Consider the following 16,881-nt stretch of genomic DNA (forward strand, 5'->3'; position numbering starts at 1 on the left):
GCCGTGCGGGACGTCGGCGGACTCTGGGCGGACCTGACCGATCTGGTCTTCCCGACCGGGTGCGCGGGCTGCGGGCAGCGGGACGCGACCCTGCGGCAGGGCTGCTGCCCGGACTGCGTACGCCAGCTCGCCGCCCTGCGTCCGGTGCCGGCCCGTCCCGTCCCCGCGCCGCCCGACCTGCCGCCCTGTCACGCCCTCGGCCCGTACGCGGGTCCGTTGCGGGAGGCGCTGCTGGCGTACAAGGAGCGGGGTCGGCACGGGCTGGCCCGGCCGTTGGGCGGGTTGCTGGCGGAGGTGGTGGCGGCGTCGGTGGGAACGGCCCGGCCGGTGCTGCTGGTGCCGGTGCCGGACCGCGCGGCGGCGGCCCGGGCACGCTACGGCGACCACCTGTGCCGGCTGGCCCGGCACGCGGCGGCCCGGTTGCGGCGGGCCGGCTGGGACGTACGGACGGCGGTCCCGGTGCGGGCGTCGCCGCGGCCGGATTCGGTGGCGCTGGACCGGGCCGGCCGGGCCGAGGCGGCGGCGTCGGCGTTCCGGCTGCGGGCCGGGTGGGCCGGTCGGGGCGCGGACGGCCGGACGGTGGTGGTGCTGGACGACATCCTGACCACCGGGTCCACCCTGGCCGCGCTGAGTCGGACTTTGCGAGCGGCGGGAATGACGCCATACGGCGCGGCGGTGTTGGGTGCAACGCAAAAGTGGCGGCACCGGTGACGCTTCGTGTTTCCGTTTCACCCCATGGTGTTGGTTGCTGTTAATTCTCTGAGGGTTTCCCGCAACCGGGGGTGACTGCCGGCCGAACAGGAGTTAGCGTTTTCGTGTCGGGGGTAGGAAGCGTTCCCCAGCCGCTCCCGACGGTGGAAGGAGGCGTAGCCGTACCTGACCGGTCGACGCTCCCAGGGGTCCTCCCGAGGTCGCTCGACCGGATTCGAAGATCAGCCGACCATCCGGAAAAGGGAGGTCACGTGGACATCGTGGTCAAGGGTCGAAACGTCGAAGTGCCGGACCATTACCGGGTACACGTAGCGGAGAAACTCGCGAAAATCGAGCGCTACGATCACAAGCTCATCCGGGTCGATGTGGAGTTGTTCCACGAACGGAATCCCCGGCAGTCCGACACCTGCCAGCGAGTGGAGATCACCTGTGTCTCCCGCGGGCCGGTGATCAGGGCTGAGGCCTGCACGAACGACTTCTACAGCGCGCTGGACGCGGCCATCGCCAAGCTGGACACCCGACTGCGCCGGGCGGCCGACCGCCGCCGCGTACACCGGGGCCGGCACGCGCCGATCTCCGTCGCCGCCGCCACCGCCGGCCTGCCGGTCGCCGGCCTGGACGACGTGGCGGTTCCCGCCGGTGGCACGGCCACCGCGACCGCCGTCGAGGAGCGCCCGGAGGAGCACGACGACCAGCCCTGGCACATCGCCCGGGCCAAGGTGCACCCGGCCGATCCGATGACCGTCGACGACGCCCTGTTCCAGATGGAACTCGTCGGCCACGACTTCTACCTGTTCCACGACAAGGAGTCCGGCCGCCCCAGCGTCGTCTACCGCCGCCACGCCTACGACTACGGCATCATCTCCCTCGACACCTGACCCACCCGACCCCCCTTCCCCCTCCCCGGCCCCATGACGGCGATCAGGAGGCCCACGTCGGGTACGCAGATCGAGCTGACGTGGACCTCCTGGTCAGCCGGGAAAAGGGAGGGGACGGGGGTCGGTGGGGAGGCGGGACCACAGGACGGTGTCGGGGCGGCCGGTGGCGTCGTGGGCGGGCAACCGGGCGCGCATCAGGCCCTCCCGGTGGAAACCGGCCCGCTCCATGACCCGCTGCGAGCCGACGTTCCAGGTCGCCGTGCCGGCCCAGAGCCGGGCCAGCCCGACCGGGCCGAACGCCCAGCCGGTCAGCAGCCGGACCGCACGGGTGGCCAGCCCCCGGCCGCGCGCCTCGGGCAGCAGGCTGTAGCCGATCATGGCCTGGCCGGTGGCCGGCTCGTCGTAGATCAGGGCGCAGCCGCCGGCCAGGGTGCCGGTCGCCGCATCGAGCAACGCGAAGTCCGCGGCCCGGCCGGTCAACCACTCGCTCTCGGCGACCGCGCAGCGCCGGGCGACGTCGGCCCGGGTCGGCGCGACCGGCCGGACCCGGGTCGCCACCACCTCCGGGCGGCTGTGCAGCCGGTACAGCGCCTCGGCGTCCGGCGGGGCGAGCCGGCGCAGTGTCACCACGTCGTCGGTGAGCCGGTCGGCGGGCAGGTCCGGTAACGGGCGCGGGGTCGGGCCGGGTGGGTCACCGGCGAGGCGTACCCAGGCGAGGAGGTCGTGCCGGCTGCCGTCACGGTCCCGGCCGGCGGCCCGGCGTACCCCCTCCGGTTGGAAACCGGCGGCCAGCGCGACCCGCTGGCTGGCCGGGTTCTCGGCGTGGATGAGCAGCTCCAGCCGGTTGAGGCCGGCCCGGAACGCGGTGCGCGCCAGCGCCCGGGTGGCGGCGGTGGCGATGCCGCGCCGCCGGGAGCCGGGCGACACCCAGTAGCCCAGCTCGGCCTGCCCCCGGGCCGGCACCACCTGGCTGAGCCCGCCCCCGCCGACCAGCCGGTCGGTGGCGGCGTCGACGATCGCGTACGCGGCCCCGCCGGCCCGCCACACCGCCGGGGCGCCCTCGGTGATCCACCGCCGTGCGTCGGTCAGCGTGTAGGGCCGTGGCATCGTCGGGTTGAACCGGAGGTTCACCGGGTCGTCGCAGCCGGCGGCGAGGTCGTCGGCGTCCTCGGGGCGGTACGGCCGCAGCCGGAACCGCCCGGCCTCGATGGTCTGCGGCGTCACGTCAGGTCCTCGGCGAGCAGCGCGCCGAGCCAGGCGTCCACCCGTTGCCCCCGCTGGGCCACCCCGTCCCGGACGGTGCCCTCGACGGTGAAGCCGGCCTTCTCGGCGACCCGGCGGGAGGCGGTGTTGCCGACATGGGCCTTCCACTCGATCCGGGCCAGGCCCAGCCCGGTGACGCCCCAGGCGGCGAGCGCGCCGAGGGCGGCCGGCATCCAGCCCCGCCCCCGGGCGTGCGGCGCGGTCATGAAACCGACCTCGGCCAGCAGCGGGTCGACGGGGTTCAACCGCAGGTCGACGGTGCCGGCGAAGGTGTCGTCCGGGTCGGCCAGCACGAAGCACGCGCTGCTGCCCCGCGCCCAGGTCAGCCCGCCGTAGGTCAGGTAGCTCTCCGCGTCGGTGTGCTGGTACGGGTGCGGCACGCTGGTCCACCGGACGGTGTCGGCGTCCCGGCAGGTGGCGACGACCCCGTCCAGGTCCCGGGCCTCCATCGGGCGCAGCCGCAGCTCGGTGTCCCTGGCGGTGGCGAACAGCACGGGCTGCGGTCGGCCGAACACGGCGGCCCGCCGGGCGTCCAGGGTGCCCGGCCCGGCTGGTCCGGTCGCGCCGACGGCGGGCACCTCCCCGGGCAGCAGCGACCCGATCCAGCCCTCGGCCCGGCCGCCCTCGCCGGGCCGGGCCAGCCGCAGCTCGCCGGAGACCTGGACGCCGGCCCGCAACGCGACCAGCCGGGAGGCGTGGTTGCCGACCTCGGCCTGCCAGACCAGCCGGCGCAGCGCCAGGGTGGCGAAGGCCCAGCGGGCGACCGCCCGGACGGCGCGGACGGTGACCCCGCGTCCCCTGGCCCAGGGGGCGGTCCAGTAGCCGATCTCGCCGGATTCGAGGATCCGGTCGATCGACACCAGGCCGCAGGAACCGAGGAGTTCGCCGGTGGCCGCGTCGCAGACCGCGAACGGTGCGCCGGTGCCGTCGGCCCAGGCGCGGGGCGCGATCCCGGTGACGAAACCGTGGGCGTGTTCAGGCCGGTACGGACGCGGTACGGTGGTCCAGCGCTGGATGTCCGGGTCCTGGCAAGCCCGGTGTACGTCGTCCGCGTCCGAGGCGAGCCACGGGCGCAGCAACAGGCCGTCCTCGGTGATCTCCACAGGCTCCATCCGAGTCATCGTGCCGGATCGTTCGCGGTGGGCGTAACCGGATAACCGCCGGGTGGCGGGCCGAGCCGAGCAATATGTCGGTTTAGTCGGTCCGGACCGCCGCCACCAGTGACCATCGCGCCGACGGAGCGCCTACGATGGTTCGAGACTGTCTAGGGGAGCGTTGATCCGTGTCGATTCTGGAAAGGGTCCTCCGCGCGGGCGAGGGCCGTATGGTGCGCCGGCTGAAGGCCATCGCCGCCGCCGTCAACTCGATCGAGGACGACTACGTCAACCTCACCGACGACGAGCTGCGGTCACTGACCGACCAGTACCGGGAGCGGCTCGCCGACGGTGAGACCCTCGACGACCTGCTGCCCGAGGCGTTCGCCACGGTGCGCGAGGCGGCTGCCCGGGTGCTCGGCCAGCGGCCGTACGACGTCCAGGTGATGGGTGGCGCGGCACTGCACTTCGGCAACATCGCCGAGATGAAGACCGGTGAGGGCAAGACGCTGACCTCGGTCATGGCGGTCTACCTCAACGCGCTCTCCGGCAAGGGCGTGCACGTGGTCACGGTCAACGACTACCTGGCCCAGCGCGACGCCGCCTGGATGGGGCAGGTGCACGAGTTCCTCGGCCTGACCGTCGGCGTGGTGCTGCCCAACCGGCCGGCCGCCGAGCACAAGGCCGCGTACGAGTGCGACATCACCTACGGCACCAACAACGAGTTCGGCTTCGACTACCTGCGCGACAACATGGCCTGGTCGCACGAGGAGCTGGTCCAGCGCGGGCACAACTTCGCCGTGGTCGACGAGGTCGACTCGATCCTGATCGACGAGGCCCGGACCCCGCTGATCATCTCCGGCCCGGCCGAGCACTCCGCCCGCTGGTACGGCGAGTTCGCGGGCGTGGTGGCCCGGCTCCAGGCCGGCAAGGACGGCGAGGGCGACTACGAGGTCGACTACGCCAAGCGCACCATCGCGGTCACCGAACGTGGCGTGGCCAAGGTGGAGGACCGGCTCGGCATCGACAACCTCTACGAGTCGGTGAACACCCCGCTGGTCGGCTACCTCAACAACGCGATCAAGGCCAAGGAACTCTACAAGCGCGACAAGGACTACATCGTCAGCGACGGCGAGGTGCTGATCGTCGACGAGTTCACCGGGCGCATCCTGCACGGCCGCCGCTACAACGAGGGCATGCACCAGGCGATCGAGGCCAAGGAGGGGGTGGAGATCAAGCAGGAGAACCAGACCCTGGCCACCATCACCCTCCAGAACTACTTCCGCCTCTACGAGAAGCTCTCCGGCATGACCGGTACCGCCCAGACCGAGGCGGGCGAGTTCAACAAGGTCTACAAGGTCGGCGTGGTGACCATCCCCACGCACCGGCCGATGGTCCGGATGGACAAGGCCGACGTCATCTACAAGACCGAGAAGGCCAAGTTCAACGCCGTCATCGAGGACATCGCCGAACGGCACCAGGCCGGTCAGCCGGTGCTGGTCGGCACGGTCTCGGTGGAGAACTCCGAGATCCTCTCCACGCTGCTGCGGCGTCGGGGCATCCCGCACTCGGTGCTGAACGCGAAGTTCCACGCCCGCGAGGCCGAGATCGTCGCCCAGGCCGGGCGGAAGGGTGCGGTCACCGTCGCCACCAACATGGCCGGCCGGGGCACCGACATCCTGCTCGGCGGCAACGCCGAGTTCCTCGCCGCCAGCGAGCTGCGCCAGCGCGGACTCGACCCGGTCGAGCAGGCGGACGAGTACGCCAAGGCGATGGAGGAGGTCCTGCCCACCTGGAAGCAGGCGTGCGAGACCGAGGCCGAGGAGGTCGCCGCGGCCGGCGGGCTCTACGTGCTCGGCACCGAGCGGCACGAGTCCCGCCGGATCGACAACCAGCTGCGCGGCCGGGCCGGCCGGCAGGGTGACCCGGGCGAGTCCCGCTTCTACCTGTCGCTCCAGGACGAGCTGATGAAGCGGTTCCGGGCCGGCGCGGTCGAGGCGGTGATGGAGCGGTTCAACATCCCGGAGGACGTGCCCATCGAGTCGAAGATGGTCACCCGGCAGATCAAGAACGCCCAGGCCCAGATCGAGGGCCAGAACGCCGAGATCCGCAAGAACGTCCTGAAGTACGACGAGGTGCTCAACAAGCAGCGCCAGGTGATCTACGCCGAGCGGCTGCGCGTGCTCAACGGTGAGGACCTCTCCGACCAGGTCCGCAACATGATCGACGACACCGTGGCCGCGTACGTGGTGGGGGCCACCACCGACGGCTACGCCGAGGACTGGGACCTCGACCAGCTCTGGACGAACCTCAAGCAGCTCTACCCGGTCGGCGTCACCATCGACGAGCTGGAGGAGGAGGTCGGTTCCCGGTCCGGTCTGGACCAGGACTTCCTGCTCGCCCGGCTCAAGGAGGACGCGAACGCCGCGTACGACCGGCGCGAGGAGAGCCTCGGCGAGGAGGCCACCCGCCAGCTCGAGCGGATGGTGCTGCTCCAGGTCATCGACCGCAAGTGGCGCGAGCACCTCTACGAGATGGACTACCTCCAGGAGGGCATCAGCCTGCGGGCGTACGCCCAGCGCGACCCGGTCATCGAGTACCAGCGCGAGGGCTTCGACATGTTCGCCTCCATGATGGAGGGCATCAAGGAGGAGACGGTCGGCTTCCTCTACAACCTGGAGGTGCAGGTTCAGGAGCCGGAGCCGGAGGCCGAGGAGGTCCAGCTGCTGGAGAAGCCGGTCGAGATCCGGGCCAAGGGCCTCAACCGCGCACCGCAGCAGCAGGGCCTGCAATACTCCGCCCCCACCATCGACGGTGAGGCGGGCGCGGGCGGCGTGGCGGTCGAGCGGCCCGAACCGGAACCGTCCGCACCGGCACTCGGTATCGGGGGCGGGCAGCAGCAGCCCCCGTCCCAGGCCCGGCCCGCCGCCGGTCCGCCGCGTCGCCCGGCTGCCGCGGGGGCGAGCGGCCAGGCCGCCGCAGCCGGCACCGCCCGCCGTAACACCGGCCCGGTCGACCGGGTCGAGGGTGGCCCGTCCCGTAACGCGCCCTGTCCGTGCGGCTCCGGGCGCAAGTACAAGCGCTGCCACGGGGCGCCCAACGGCGGCGCCTGATCCGACCAGCAGGACGCCCGCCCGCTCACCGAGTGGGCGGGCGTCCTGCTGTCCTGCCCGGCCCCGGCGCGGGTGGAGTGGGGTCAGATGACCTGGAGGGTGGTGCAGAGCCAGCTGCCGCGCCGGTGTTCCAGGCGCAGCGCCATGGCCCAGGTGCGACCACCGGCGGTGACCACCGCCGCCACCTCGACCGCAGCCGCGCGTGGCTCGCACACCCGCAGTCGACGCAGGTGGACGGCGGGCCGGGTGGAACGCCGACGCGTCGGCGGGGTACGTGACGCGGCGCGGGCGAGCTGTTCGGTCACCTCGACCGTGCGCCCCGGCTCGACCAGTGCCCGGATCTGGCCGGGCGGCCGGTAGCCGTTGAGGATCTCCAGGCAGGTGCCGACGAACCGGTGCGCCGCGCGGGCCGCCTCGGGAGTGGCGGTGGCGAGTGGGGGCGGGGGCGGGGCGACCGGGTGCCCGGGGCGGGGCCGGGGATCGGGCCGCCGACCGGTCGGGCGGCCGGGAGGTGACTGTCCCGTGCCGAACAGGTCGAGGGCGAGCTGGCCGGCTGGCCGGGGCCAGAGATCCGGCACCTCGTCGACGTAGGGCGGATCGGCGACCGGGGCCGGGCGCAGCCGGATCGGCGGTCGGGTCGGCCCCGGACGGCGGGAGTCGGCCATCGTTGCCCCCTCAATCCCTACGTTTGCCTTCGTTTGCTTCCGACACCGTTGATTCTCGGGCACGGCAACGCCCAGGGTCAATGGCTCAGCGGTATGGACCGGTCACTCCTGGTCGCGGTCGGTGAGCGGGTTGCCGCGTACCCACTCGGCGGTTTCGGCGTACTTGAGCTGGATGTACTCCTCCAGCCGGGCACGCTCCACCCGCCACTGACCCCGTCCACCGATCTTGATGGCGGGCAGCTCACCACTGCGGACCATGTGGTAGACCTGCGAGTCCGACACGTTCAGCTCGGCGGCAACGTCGGAGAGCAGGAGGAACCTCGGCTCCACGGAAACCCCTCGGCTTGGCGTCGTTCGGCTCAGTTTGCCACCGACAGCCTTCCCGGCCCAGCACCCGTCCGTCCCGACCGGCCGCGCCGCCCCTCCCGCCCCGGACCTGCGTCGACCGTCCCGCCCCGGAGCCGGGCTGTCCCGTTCCGGAACCCGAGCTGTCCGCCCCGCCCGGACTCGAGCTGTCCGCTCCGTTCCGGAGCCTGGGCTGCCTGTCCCGTTCCGGACCCGGGCTGTCCGTCCCGCTGGAGAGCCGGGCCGTCCGGCGGAGCGGTGTGCGGTGCACGACGGTCACGGCGTACGGCATGATCGGATCGGGCGGCCACCGGCCGTTCCGGTGGCGGCGGGACCGCGGGCGTGCGGTGGCCGCAGCCATGGACGGGCGTCGGCGGCGGGACCGCGGACGGGCAGGGGAGACGACGGTGGGCGACGAGCTGGTCCGGGTGTACGTGCCGGCGACCGTGCCGATGCTGGTCCTGCTGCGGGAGCAGGGTCTGCCGGCGAGCGGTGGGCACGCGGTCACCCCCATGCTGCGGGAGTGGTACGCCGAGGGCGACGAGGAGGAACTGGAGTACGTCGCCTTCACCCGGGCCGCCCAGGACGCCCTGCAACTGTTGCGGGAGGACGCCGACGCGCCCCGCCGCCGGGTGGTGGTCTCGGTGGACCTGCCCGCTCGCCTCGTCGGTCGGGGTGACGGCGAGCTGGGTTCGAGCGTGGTGGAACTCGACGGGCCGGTGCCGGCGTCGGCGGTGGCCGCGTTGCACGTGGACGGGGCCGAGGCGGTCGAGGACGTGGCCGCCGCCGTCGACGTGGTGGCCGAGGCGCTCGCCGGTGATCCGGACGCCCAGTTCACCGTCGACGGCACCGAGGACCACGAGCTGGAGTGGTACGACCCGTCCGAGTGGGAGCTGCTGCTGCGTACCGCCTCCTGACCGGGCGGCGTCGGGTCGTGCCGGATGGTCTCCGGCGGCGTCAGTCCGTCAGTCCGGGTCGGCGTCGGGCTCGTCGTCATGGCGGGCCGGGCCGAGGGTGCGGCCGAAGAGGATGACCGCCGTCAGCGCGCCGACGAAGAGCACCCAGATGCCGTTGTCGACCCGGGAGGTGCCCATGCTGGTCTGGGCCACCGCGTCCGCCTCGCTCAGCGCCCCGGCCAGGTCCAGCAGGGTCCGGCCGCCGATCCGGATGATCACCTCGGTGAGCAGCAGGAGCAGGCCGGGGCCGGCTCCGGCGACCAGGTAGGCGGGCCACCTCGGGGCCGGTGCGTCGGGAGCCCGGCGGCGGGTCCAGGTGAGGTAGCCGAAGGCGAGCAGCCCGGCGAGCAGCCCGGCGAGCAGTGACTCGGTACGGGAGACCCACTTCGCGGCGTTCACCAGCGACGCCTGGGAGTCGTCCGCCCCGAACAGGTCGAACAGCGGGTCGCGGGCCTGGCTGAAGGCCACCACGAAGAGCAGGGTGCCGAGCGCGGCGGTCACCACCGCGCCGACCGGTCCGGGGGTACGCGCTCCGGCGAGCGCCCCGCCGAGGATGGCCGCCGCCGCGCTGGTGCCGGCGATGGTGTTGGTGGTGGCGTTGTCGGCGTACGTCAGGTTGATGGCCAGGGCGGTGCCCAGCCCGAGCAGCATCCCGGCACCGAGCGCCGCCGCGAAGCGCAGGGCGGCGCGGTCGCCGAGCCGGCGGGCGGTCAGCTCGCTCGCGGCCAGCGCGACGGCCGCCCCGGCAACCAGCGCCGCGGAGATCACCCCGGGCAGGGCGAAGGCGGAGAGGGTGATCGCGGTGAGGCCGACCGCTGCCGAGTGGATCACCTCCCGGGTGGACCACAGCATCGCCGCCAGCCAGCCGACCGCCAGGACCGCCAGGACCGGCGTGCCCGGGGCGTAGCCCGTCCGCCCGGTCGTCGGGTCGGAGGGCGGCTCGACGGAGGCGGCCGTCGCACTGCCGGGCTGGTTGCTCATCGTCTCCCTCTCGCCGCCGCGCCGTCCCGGCGCCGGGACGGACCGCTCGCTCGGACCAGCGTACGCGGGGCGGACGGACCCGGCCGGGCTGGGCGCGGGGGCTCCCGGTCGCCCGGAGCGGCCTGCTTTTCTTCGGCGTATCGGGGGGAGTCTGGCGGGAATCGTCGCCGGATGGGCGATTGAACCTCGTGATCCACGGCGCGACGCGGGCGTGGCGTGAGCCCGCGCAGGCCGGCGTGGAAGAATCGTCGGAGGTCCCGTCGCCGCGTCCAGGTGCCTCGCGCGGTGTCCGGCGTCCGGCCGCCCGGTCGACGCCCGCGGGGCCGATTTCGCCGCCGCTGTCGAGATCGCCCAGGAGCCTGTGACATGGACGCCGTGTTCTCCGTACCCGAGCCGCACAACGAGCCGGTACGCACCTACGAGCCGGGCAGTGCCGACCGGGAGCGGCTCCAGCGGCGGCTGACCGAGCTGGCCGCCGAGCGGATCGACCTGCCGATGACCATCGCCGGCAGTCAGCGGATGGCCGGTGGCGCACCGGTCGACGTGGTGCAGCCGCACCGGCACGCGCACGTGCTCGGGGTCACCGGGCACGCCACGCACGACGACGCCCGTGCCGCGGTGCGGGCCGCCAAGGACGCGGCACCGGGGTGGCGGGCGCTGCCGTTCGAGGAGCGGGCCGCGGTCTTCCTGCGCGCCGCCGAGCTGCTCGCCGGCCCCTGGCGGGACACCCTCAACGCGGCCACCATGCTCGGCCAGTCCAAGACCGCCGTGCAGGCGGAGATCGATGCGGCCTGCGAGTTCATCGACTTCCTCCGGTTCAACGTGCACTTCGCCCGGGGACTGCTGGCGGCCCAGCCCAACTCGTCGCCGGGGGTGTGGAACCGGTTCGACCACCGCCCGCTGGAGGGCTTCGTCTACGCGGTGACCCCGTTCAACTTCACCGCCATCGCCGGCAACCTGCCCTCCGCGCCGGCCCTGCTGGGCAACACCGTGGTCTGGAAGCCGGGTCCGACCCAGCAGTTCGCGGCGCACTTCACCATGCGGCTGTTCGAGGCGGCCGGGCTGCCCCCCGGCGTGATCAACATGGTCACCGGGCGGGGCGAGGAGGTCTCCGACGTGGTGCTCGCCGACGCGGACCTGGCCGGCATCCACTTCACCGGCTCGACCAGGGTCTTCCAGCAGCTGTGGCGCACGGTCGGGGAGAACATCGCCTCCTACCGGGGTTACCCCCGGCTGGTCGGCGAGACCGGCGGCAAGGACTTCGTCGTCGCGCACCCCAGCGCCGACGTGGACGCCCTGCACACCGCGTTGATCCGGGGCGCGTACGAGTACCAGGGCCAGAAGTGCTCGGCCGCCTCGCGGGCGTACGTCCCCCGGTCGCTGTGGGCGGGCGGGCTGCGGGACCGGCTGGCCGCCACCGCCGACGCGCTGACCTACGGCGACGTGACCGACTTCGGCAACTTCGGCGGAGCGGTGATCGACGCCAGGGCGTACGCCCGGCACACCGCCGCGCTGGAGCTGATCGGCGGGGACGACAGTTGCCGGGTGCTGGCCGGGGGCACCGCCGACGACACGGTCGGCTGGTTCGTCCGGCCGACGCTGTTCGAGTGCGCCGACCCGGCCCACGAGACGTTCACCACCGAGTACTTCGGTCCGATCCTCGGCGTGCACGTCTTCGACGACGCCCGGTTCGACGACGTGGTCGCCCAGGCCGAGTCGATCGCCCCGTACGCGCTGACCGGGTCGGTCTTCGCCACCGACCGCCGGGTGATCGACGCGGTGGCCGACCGGATGCGGTACGCGGCCGGCAACTTCTACGTCAACGACAAGCCGACCGGGGCGGTGGTCGGGCAGCAGCCGTTCGGCGGCGCGCGGGCCAGCGGCACCAACGACAAGGCCGGCTCGTGGCACAACCTGGTCCGCTGGATGTCGCCCCGGACGATCAAGGAGACGTTCGTGCCGCCGACCGACCACACGTACCCGCACATGGGCTGAACCGGCGACGGTCGGCGGGGGCGGGCGGCCCGTCACCGCCGACCGGGCCGCCTCCCGGCGGGACGGCCGGGGTTACCCGGGGGTATTCTCGGCTGCCCGGCCGGTGCGGCCCAGGTCACCCTCGGTGGGACCGTCCGGGGGCGGTCGACGGGTGGTCCTGGGAGCACTGTCGTCGGCCGACAGTGCACATTGGAAATCCTCCCGGGTGGCAAATCCGGAAATCCTGGACGCCGGGACCGCAAAGTGGCAGCTTAGAGGGCATGGCGGATTCCGGAGTCAACCCCACTGCGGCGGCCCTGCTGGGGTTGTTGCATGAGGGCCCGATGACAGGCGGCCAACTGATGGCCGCCGCTGAGCGCCGACTGGCGCCGTACTGGTCGATGACACGCAGTCAGGTCTACCGTGAGTTGCCGGTGCTGGCGGAGCGTGGTTTCGTGCGGTTGGGCAAGCCCGGACCGCGGATGAGTCAACCCTACGCGATAACCGCGGCGGGGAAGCGGACCTTCTCCCGATGGCTGGCGGAGAACCCCGGTCGGGACACCATCCGAAACCCGATCGCGCTGCGCATCGCCTTCGGCAACCTGCACTCGGCCAGTCAGCTCAAGAACCTCTACACCTCGGCCAACGAATACCACACCGAAGCCCTCGCGTACGTCCGGGAGCAGGTCAAGACCGCCAAGAAGGAGGGCGACGAGTACGACGCCAGCGCGCTGGAGTTCGCCGTCGCCTACCACAAGGCCGCCCTGTCCTGGCTCAAGACGGCCCCGGTCGGCTGATCATCCGCCCTGGTAGGTGGTGTGCGGTGAGCGGACCGCCGCGCGCACAGTACGCTTGTCTGTCGTGACCGCTGCCGATTACGCCGAACAACTCAAGGAACTCGACGCGACCCTGCGCAACATCGAGTCGGTGCTCAACCTCGACCGCCTGCGGGAGGAGAAGGCCCGGCTGGAGGAGCAGGCGTCCGCGCCGGACCTCTGGGACGACCAGGCCCGGGCGCAGCAGGTGACCTCGCAGTTGTCGTACGTCAACGGCGAGATCAGCAAGCTGGGCAGCCTGCGGTCCCGGCTGGACGACGCCCGGGTGCTGCTGGAACTGGCCGAGGACGAGGCCGACTCCGGGGTGCTGGACGAGGTCGAGGCGGAGATCTCCGGGCTGACCCGGGCCATCCAGGAGATGGAGGTCCGCACCCTGCTCTCCGGCGAGTACGACTCCCGGGAGGCGCTGGTCGCCATCCGGGCGGGCGCCGGTGGGGTGGACGCGGCCGACTTCGCCGAGATGCTGCTACGGATGTACCTGCGCTGGGCCGAGCGGCACGGCTACCCGACGGAGGTCTACGAGACGTCGTACGCCGAGGAGGCCGGCCTCAAGTCGGCCACCTTCACCGTCAAGGTGCCGTACGCCTACGGCACGCTCAGCGTCGAGTCGGGCACCCACCGGCTGGTCCGGATCAGCCCGTTCGACAACCAGGGGCGGCGGCAGACCAGCTTCGCCGGGGTCGAGGTGCTGCCGGTCACCGAGCAGACCGACCACATCGACATCCCGGAGAACGAGGTGCGGGTGGACGTCTACCGCTCCTCCGGCCCGGGTGGGCAGAGCGTCAACACCACCGACTCGGCGGTGCGGCTCACCCACATCCCCACCGGCATCGTGGTGACCTGCCAGAACGAGAAGTCCCAGCTCCAGAACAAGGCCTCCGCGATGCGGGTGCTCCAGTCCCGGTTGCTGGAGCGCAAGCGGCAGGAGGAGGAGGCGAAGCTGGCCGGGCTGAAGACCGGCAGCACCAGCTCCTGGGGCGACCAGATGCGCTCGTACGTGCTGCACCCTTATCAGATGGTGAAGGATCTGCGAACCGAGCAGGAGACCGGCAATCCGTCCTCGGTCTTCGACGGCGAGTTGGACAGCTTCATCGAAGCCGGTATCCGGTGGCGCAAGCAGCAGCAGCTCGCCAACGACGCTGCGTGACCGGTCGTGGACGGGGCGCGTCATCGATCTCGGGCTGACCGGGTGAATCGATGACGCGCCTCGCATCGGCGGGGCGTGCCACTTGGCTCTGCGGTTACACCGCGTAGACTCACCACCCGTGATTCAGCTTGAGCAAGTGACGAAGACGTACCCGAAGGCGTCCCGGCCTTCGCTCGACAACGTGTCCGTCTCGATCGAGAAGGGCGAGTTCGTCTTCTTCATCGGGCCATCCGGCTCCGGTAAGTCCACGATCATCAAGATGCTGCTGCACGAGGTCGCCCCCAACAAGGGCCGCGTCGTCGTCAACGGCAAGGACGTCACCTCGATGCGGTCCTGGAAGCGACCCCACTTCCGGCGTTCCATCGGCTGTGTCTTCCAGGACTTCCGGCTGCTGCCGAACCGCACCGCCTACGAGAACGTGGCGTTCGCCCTGGAGGTGATCGGCAAGACCAAGGCGGTGGCCCGCCGGGTCGTGCCCGAGGTGCTGGAGTTGGTCGGTCTCGGTGGCAAGGAGCACCGGTACCCGCACGAGCTCTCCGGTGGTGAGCAGCAGCGGGTCGCGGTCGCGCGGGCGTTCGTGAACCGCCCGCTGATCCTGCTGGCGGACGAGCCGACCGGAAACCTGGACCCGGACACCTCGATCGAGATCATGCGCCTGCTGGACCGGATCAACCGCACCGGCACGACCGTCGTGATGGTCACGCACGACTCCAACATCGTGAACCAGATGCGCCGCCGGGTCGTCGAGATCGAGAGCGGCCGTATCGTGCGCGACCAGGCGCGCGGCGTCTACGGGTGAGCCGACGCTCCACCCCTGCCGTACGACCTGACGACGAACACCTCACGCCGGAGAGCCGGAGGAACACCCGATGCGGATGAAGTACGTCCTGTCCGAAGTGCTGGTCGGACTGTGGCGCAACGTGACCATGACCATCGCGATGATCATCACGATGGCGGTCTCGCTGACCATGCTCGGCGCCAGTGGCCTGATGTACAAGCAGGTCGGCGACATGAAGGACCTCTACTACAAGAACGTCGAAGTCTCGATCTTCCTGAAGACCGACGTCACCGAGCAGCAGCGCACCGACCTCGACGCCAAGTTGAAGAGCGACCCCCTGGTCAAGGAGGTCCTCTACGTCAACAAGGACGAGGCGTACAAGACCTTCAAGGAGATGTACCAGGACGCGCCCGACCTGGTGAACGCCGTGAAGCCGGACCTGCTGCCCGAGTCGTTCCGGCTGAAGCTGGTCAACCCGGAGCAGTACAAGAACATCTACGACCAGTACCAGGGCACCGAGGGGGTCGACGTGATCGTCGACCAGAGCCGGCTGCTGGACAAGATCTTCAACGTGCTCACCGCGATCCAGAACATCGCGCTGGCCGCCGCCGTGGTGATGGCGATCGCCGCGCTGCTGCTGGTGGCGAACACCATCCAGGTGGCCGCGTACAGCAAGCGGCGTGAGGTCGCGGTCATGAAGCTGGTCGGCGCGTCGAACTGGTTCATCCAGGCGCCGTTCGTGCTGGAGGCGGTGGTCGCCGGCCTGATCGGTTCGTTGCTGGGCCTGATCGCGCTGATCGGCGCCAAGCAGTTGCTGTTCAGCGGTTCGTTGAAGGCGCTGGAGGGGCTGCTCTCGCCGATCCAGTGGTCGGACATCTTCCTGATGTTCCCGCTGATGGCCGGGGTCGGTGGTCTGATCAGCGCCGCCACCGCCTGGGTCACGCTCCGCTTCTACCTGCGGGTCTAGTCACCCCGGGGCTCTCCGTGAGGACCCTCCCCGGCCGGGAAGAAACGGCGGGGGAGGGTCCTTGTCGTTCGGGTAGCATGATCCCCGCTCACCGGCCGGACGGTCGGTGCGCGTACCAGGAGGGAGGTGCGCCGGATGCCACGGGAAAAGGGCCGCAAGGTGGTCGCCTCCAACCGGAAGGCCCGCCACGACTACGCCATCCTCGACACCTACGAGGCGGGCATGGCGTTGACCGGCACCGAGGTCAAGTCGCTGCGCGCCGGGCGGGCCTCGCTGGTCGACGCCTTCGCCCAGGAGCGCGACGGTGAGCTGTACCTGCACGGCATGCACATCCCGGAGTACACCCAGGGCACGTGGACCAACCACGAGCCCCGGCGTACCCGCAAGCTGCTGCTGAAGCGGTTGGAGATCGACAAGCTGGTCGGCAAGACCCGCGAGGGCGGCCTCACCATGGTCCCGTTGCAGGTCTACTTCTCCGACGGCTGGGCCAAGGTGGAGATCGCCCTGGCCAAGGGCAAGAAGTCGTACGACAAGCGGCAGGACCTCGCCAAGCGGGACGCCGACCGGGAGATCGCCCGGGTGTCCGGTCGACGGGGCAAGGGGATGGACGACTGATAAGTGCCCTTATGTCCGGTCTGGCGCGTCGAGCCGGGCCTCGGGATGAAACCCGTTGCGGCAGGCGTTAGTCTAGTCGGAGCCACCACATCGGTGGCCCGTCGAGGGGGTGACTGGTTTCGACTTCGTACGCAGCGACAGGGGAAGCGAGCCGAGGAAGCCGACGTCGTCTCGAGAATCGGTCGTCGGAAACCAATAAGCGCCAAGCAAAATCGCGCTGACTTCGCTCTCGCCGCCTGAGGCGAGTAGTGAGTCTGTCGGCCTGGGAACGCCTTCGTCCCAGTCAGCCGGCATCAGCTAGGAGGCTGGCCAACCGGACCCGGTCGCGGGGTCCGTGCGGCGAGATCAATCAGCGACTGGGCCCGTCACACCAACTTGCTCGCGTGAGCGGTGGGGCCGAGTAGAGGCATAGCGAGCTGCGCTCGGAGAAGCCCTGACAAACCGGCGAAGGACCCGGGTTCGATTCCCGGCACCTCCACCAGACGATGCGCCCCGGTCCCCCGGACCGGGGCGCATCCGTGTCCCCACCCCTTCCTCCCGGAGGCGGTCCCCCTCCGG

15 protein-coding genes and 1 other RNA gene are annotated in these 16,881 nt (G+C 71.4%); 11 read left to right on the forward strand and 5 right to left on the reverse strand.

Annotated features, from left to right (window positions below; all coding sequences use genetic code 11):
- Positions 1-3 precede the first annotated feature (3 nt).
- Both O7612_RS06160 and raiA read left to right on the forward strand, forming a co-directional pair.
- Positions 4-711 (forward strand): phosphoribosyltransferase family protein, encoded by a 708-nt coding sequence (locus O7612_RS06160; RefSeq protein WP_282271226.1) that lies wholly within the window; start codon positions 4-6, stop codon positions 709-711.
- A gap of 251 nt (positions 712-962) precedes the next feature.
- Positions 963-1,589: a ribosome-associated translation inhibitor RaiA gene (raiA, locus tag O7612_RS06165; protein WP_067306200.1), complete on the forward strand. Its 627-nt coding sequence runs from the start codon at positions 963-965 to the stop codon at positions 1,587-1,589.
- A 93-nt stretch (positions 1,590-1,682) separates the two neighbouring features.
- Here raiA and O7612_RS06170 read toward each other — a convergent pair whose 3' ends face one another.
- Both O7612_RS06170 and O7612_RS06175 read right to left on the reverse strand, forming a co-directional pair.
- Entirely contained in the window at positions 1,683-2,813 is a 1,131-nt protein-coding gene (locus O7612_RS06170; protein WP_282271228.1) for a GNAT family N-acetyltransferase, read from the reverse strand.
- Complete coding sequence (locus tag O7612_RS06175; protein WP_282271229.1) at positions 2,810-3,964, reverse strand: GNAT family N-acetyltransferase; 1,155 nt, start codon at positions 3,962-3,964, stop codon at positions 2,810-2,812. Before O7612_RS06175 ends, O7612_RS06170 begins: the two co-directional genes overlap by 4 nt.
- A 170-nt stretch (positions 3,965-4,134) precedes the next feature.
- Between O7612_RS06175 and secA the strand changes: the two genes are divergently transcribed.
- A complete protein-coding gene (gene secA / locus O7612_RS06180; protein WP_282271230.1) occupies positions 4,135-7,059 on the forward strand; it encodes a preprotein translocase subunit SecA in 2,925 nt (974 codons plus the stop codon).
- A gap of 83 nt (positions 7,060-7,142) precedes the next feature.
- Here secA and O7612_RS06185 read toward each other — a convergent pair whose 3' ends face one another.
- Both O7612_RS06185 and O7612_RS06190 read right to left on the reverse strand, forming a co-directional pair.
- Entirely contained in the window at positions 7,143-7,724 is a 582-nt protein-coding gene (locus tag O7612_RS06185; RefSeq protein ID WP_282271231.1) for an Rv3235 family protein, read from the reverse strand.
- A 102-nt stretch (positions 7,725-7,826) separates the two neighbouring features.
- Positions 7,827-8,054 (reverse strand): helix-turn-helix domain-containing protein, encoded by a 228-nt coding sequence (locus O7612_RS06190; RefSeq protein ID WP_282271233.1) that lies wholly within the window; start codon positions 8,052-8,054, stop codon positions 7,827-7,829.
- 422 nt (positions 8,055-8,476) lie between these two features.
- Here O7612_RS06190 and O7612_RS06195 point away from each other — a divergent pair, with 422 nt between their 5' ends.
- A complete protein-coding gene (locus tag O7612_RS06195; protein ID WP_282271235.1) occupies positions 8,477-8,986 on the forward strand; it encodes a hypothetical protein in 510 nt (169 codons plus the stop codon).
- 48 nt (positions 8,987-9,034) lie between these two features.
- Here the strand turns inward: O7612_RS06195 and O7612_RS06200 are convergent, their stop codons facing one another.
- A complete protein-coding gene (locus O7612_RS06200; protein WP_282271237.1) occupies positions 9,035-10,006 on the reverse strand; it encodes a hypothetical protein in 972 nt (323 codons plus the stop codon).
- Positions 10,007-10,372: 366 nt separating this feature from the next.
- Between O7612_RS06200 and pruA the strand changes: the two genes are divergently transcribed.
- The 7 genes from pruA to ssrA all read left to right on the forward strand — a co-directional run bounded on the left by pruA (position 10,373) and on the right by ssrA (position 16,804).
- The gene (pruA, locus tag O7612_RS06205) at positions 10,373-12,001 is read left to right on the forward strand and encodes an L-glutamate gamma-semialdehyde dehydrogenase (RefSeq protein ID WP_282271239.1); all 1,629 of its coding nucleotides are present in this window, start codon (positions 10,373-10,375) and stop codon (positions 11,999-12,001) included.
- Positions 12,002-12,261: 260 nt separating this feature from the next.
- On the forward strand, positions 12,262-12,777 hold the full coding sequence (locus O7612_RS06210; RefSeq protein WP_145918036.1) for a PadR family transcriptional regulator: 516 nt from the start codon (positions 12,262-12,264) through the stop codon (positions 12,775-12,777).
- A gap of 64 nt (positions 12,778-12,841) precedes the next feature.
- On the forward strand, positions 12,842-13,963 hold the full coding sequence (gene prfB / locus O7612_RS06215; RefSeq protein ID WP_282271241.1) for a peptide chain release factor 2: 1,122 nt from the start codon (positions 12,842-12,844) through the stop codon (positions 13,961-13,963).
- A 118-nt stretch (positions 13,964-14,081) separates the two neighbouring features.
- Positions 14,082-14,762 carry a cell division ATP-binding protein FtsE gene (ftsE, locus tag O7612_RS06220; RefSeq protein ID WP_030331491.1) on the forward strand — a complete coding sequence of 227 codons (681 nt, stop codon included), beginning with the start codon at positions 14,082-14,084 and terminating at the stop codon, positions 14,760-14,762.
- A gap of 70 nt (positions 14,763-14,832) precedes the next feature.
- Positions 14,833-15,708, forward strand: coding sequence for a permease-like cell division protein FtsX (ftsX, locus tag O7612_RS06225; RefSeq protein WP_067306172.1), 876 nt, complete (start codon positions 14,833-14,835; stop codon positions 15,706-15,708).
- A 135-nt stretch (positions 15,709-15,843) separates the two neighbouring features.
- A complete protein-coding gene (smpB, locus tag O7612_RS06230; protein WP_282271245.1) occupies positions 15,844-16,323 on the forward strand; it encodes an SsrA-binding protein SmpB in 480 nt (159 codons plus the stop codon).
- Positions 16,324-16,428: 105 nt separating this feature from the next.
- Positions 16,429-16,804, forward strand: a transfer-messenger RNA (tmRNA) gene (ssrA, locus tag O7612_RS06235).
- Positions 16,805-16,881 lie beyond the last annotated feature (77 nt).

It is taken from the genome of Micromonospora sp. WMMD987, assembly GCF_029581435.1.
Classification (GTDB): domain Bacteria; phylum Actinomycetota; class Actinomycetes; order Mycobacteriales; family Micromonosporaceae; genus Micromonospora; species Micromonospora rifamycinica.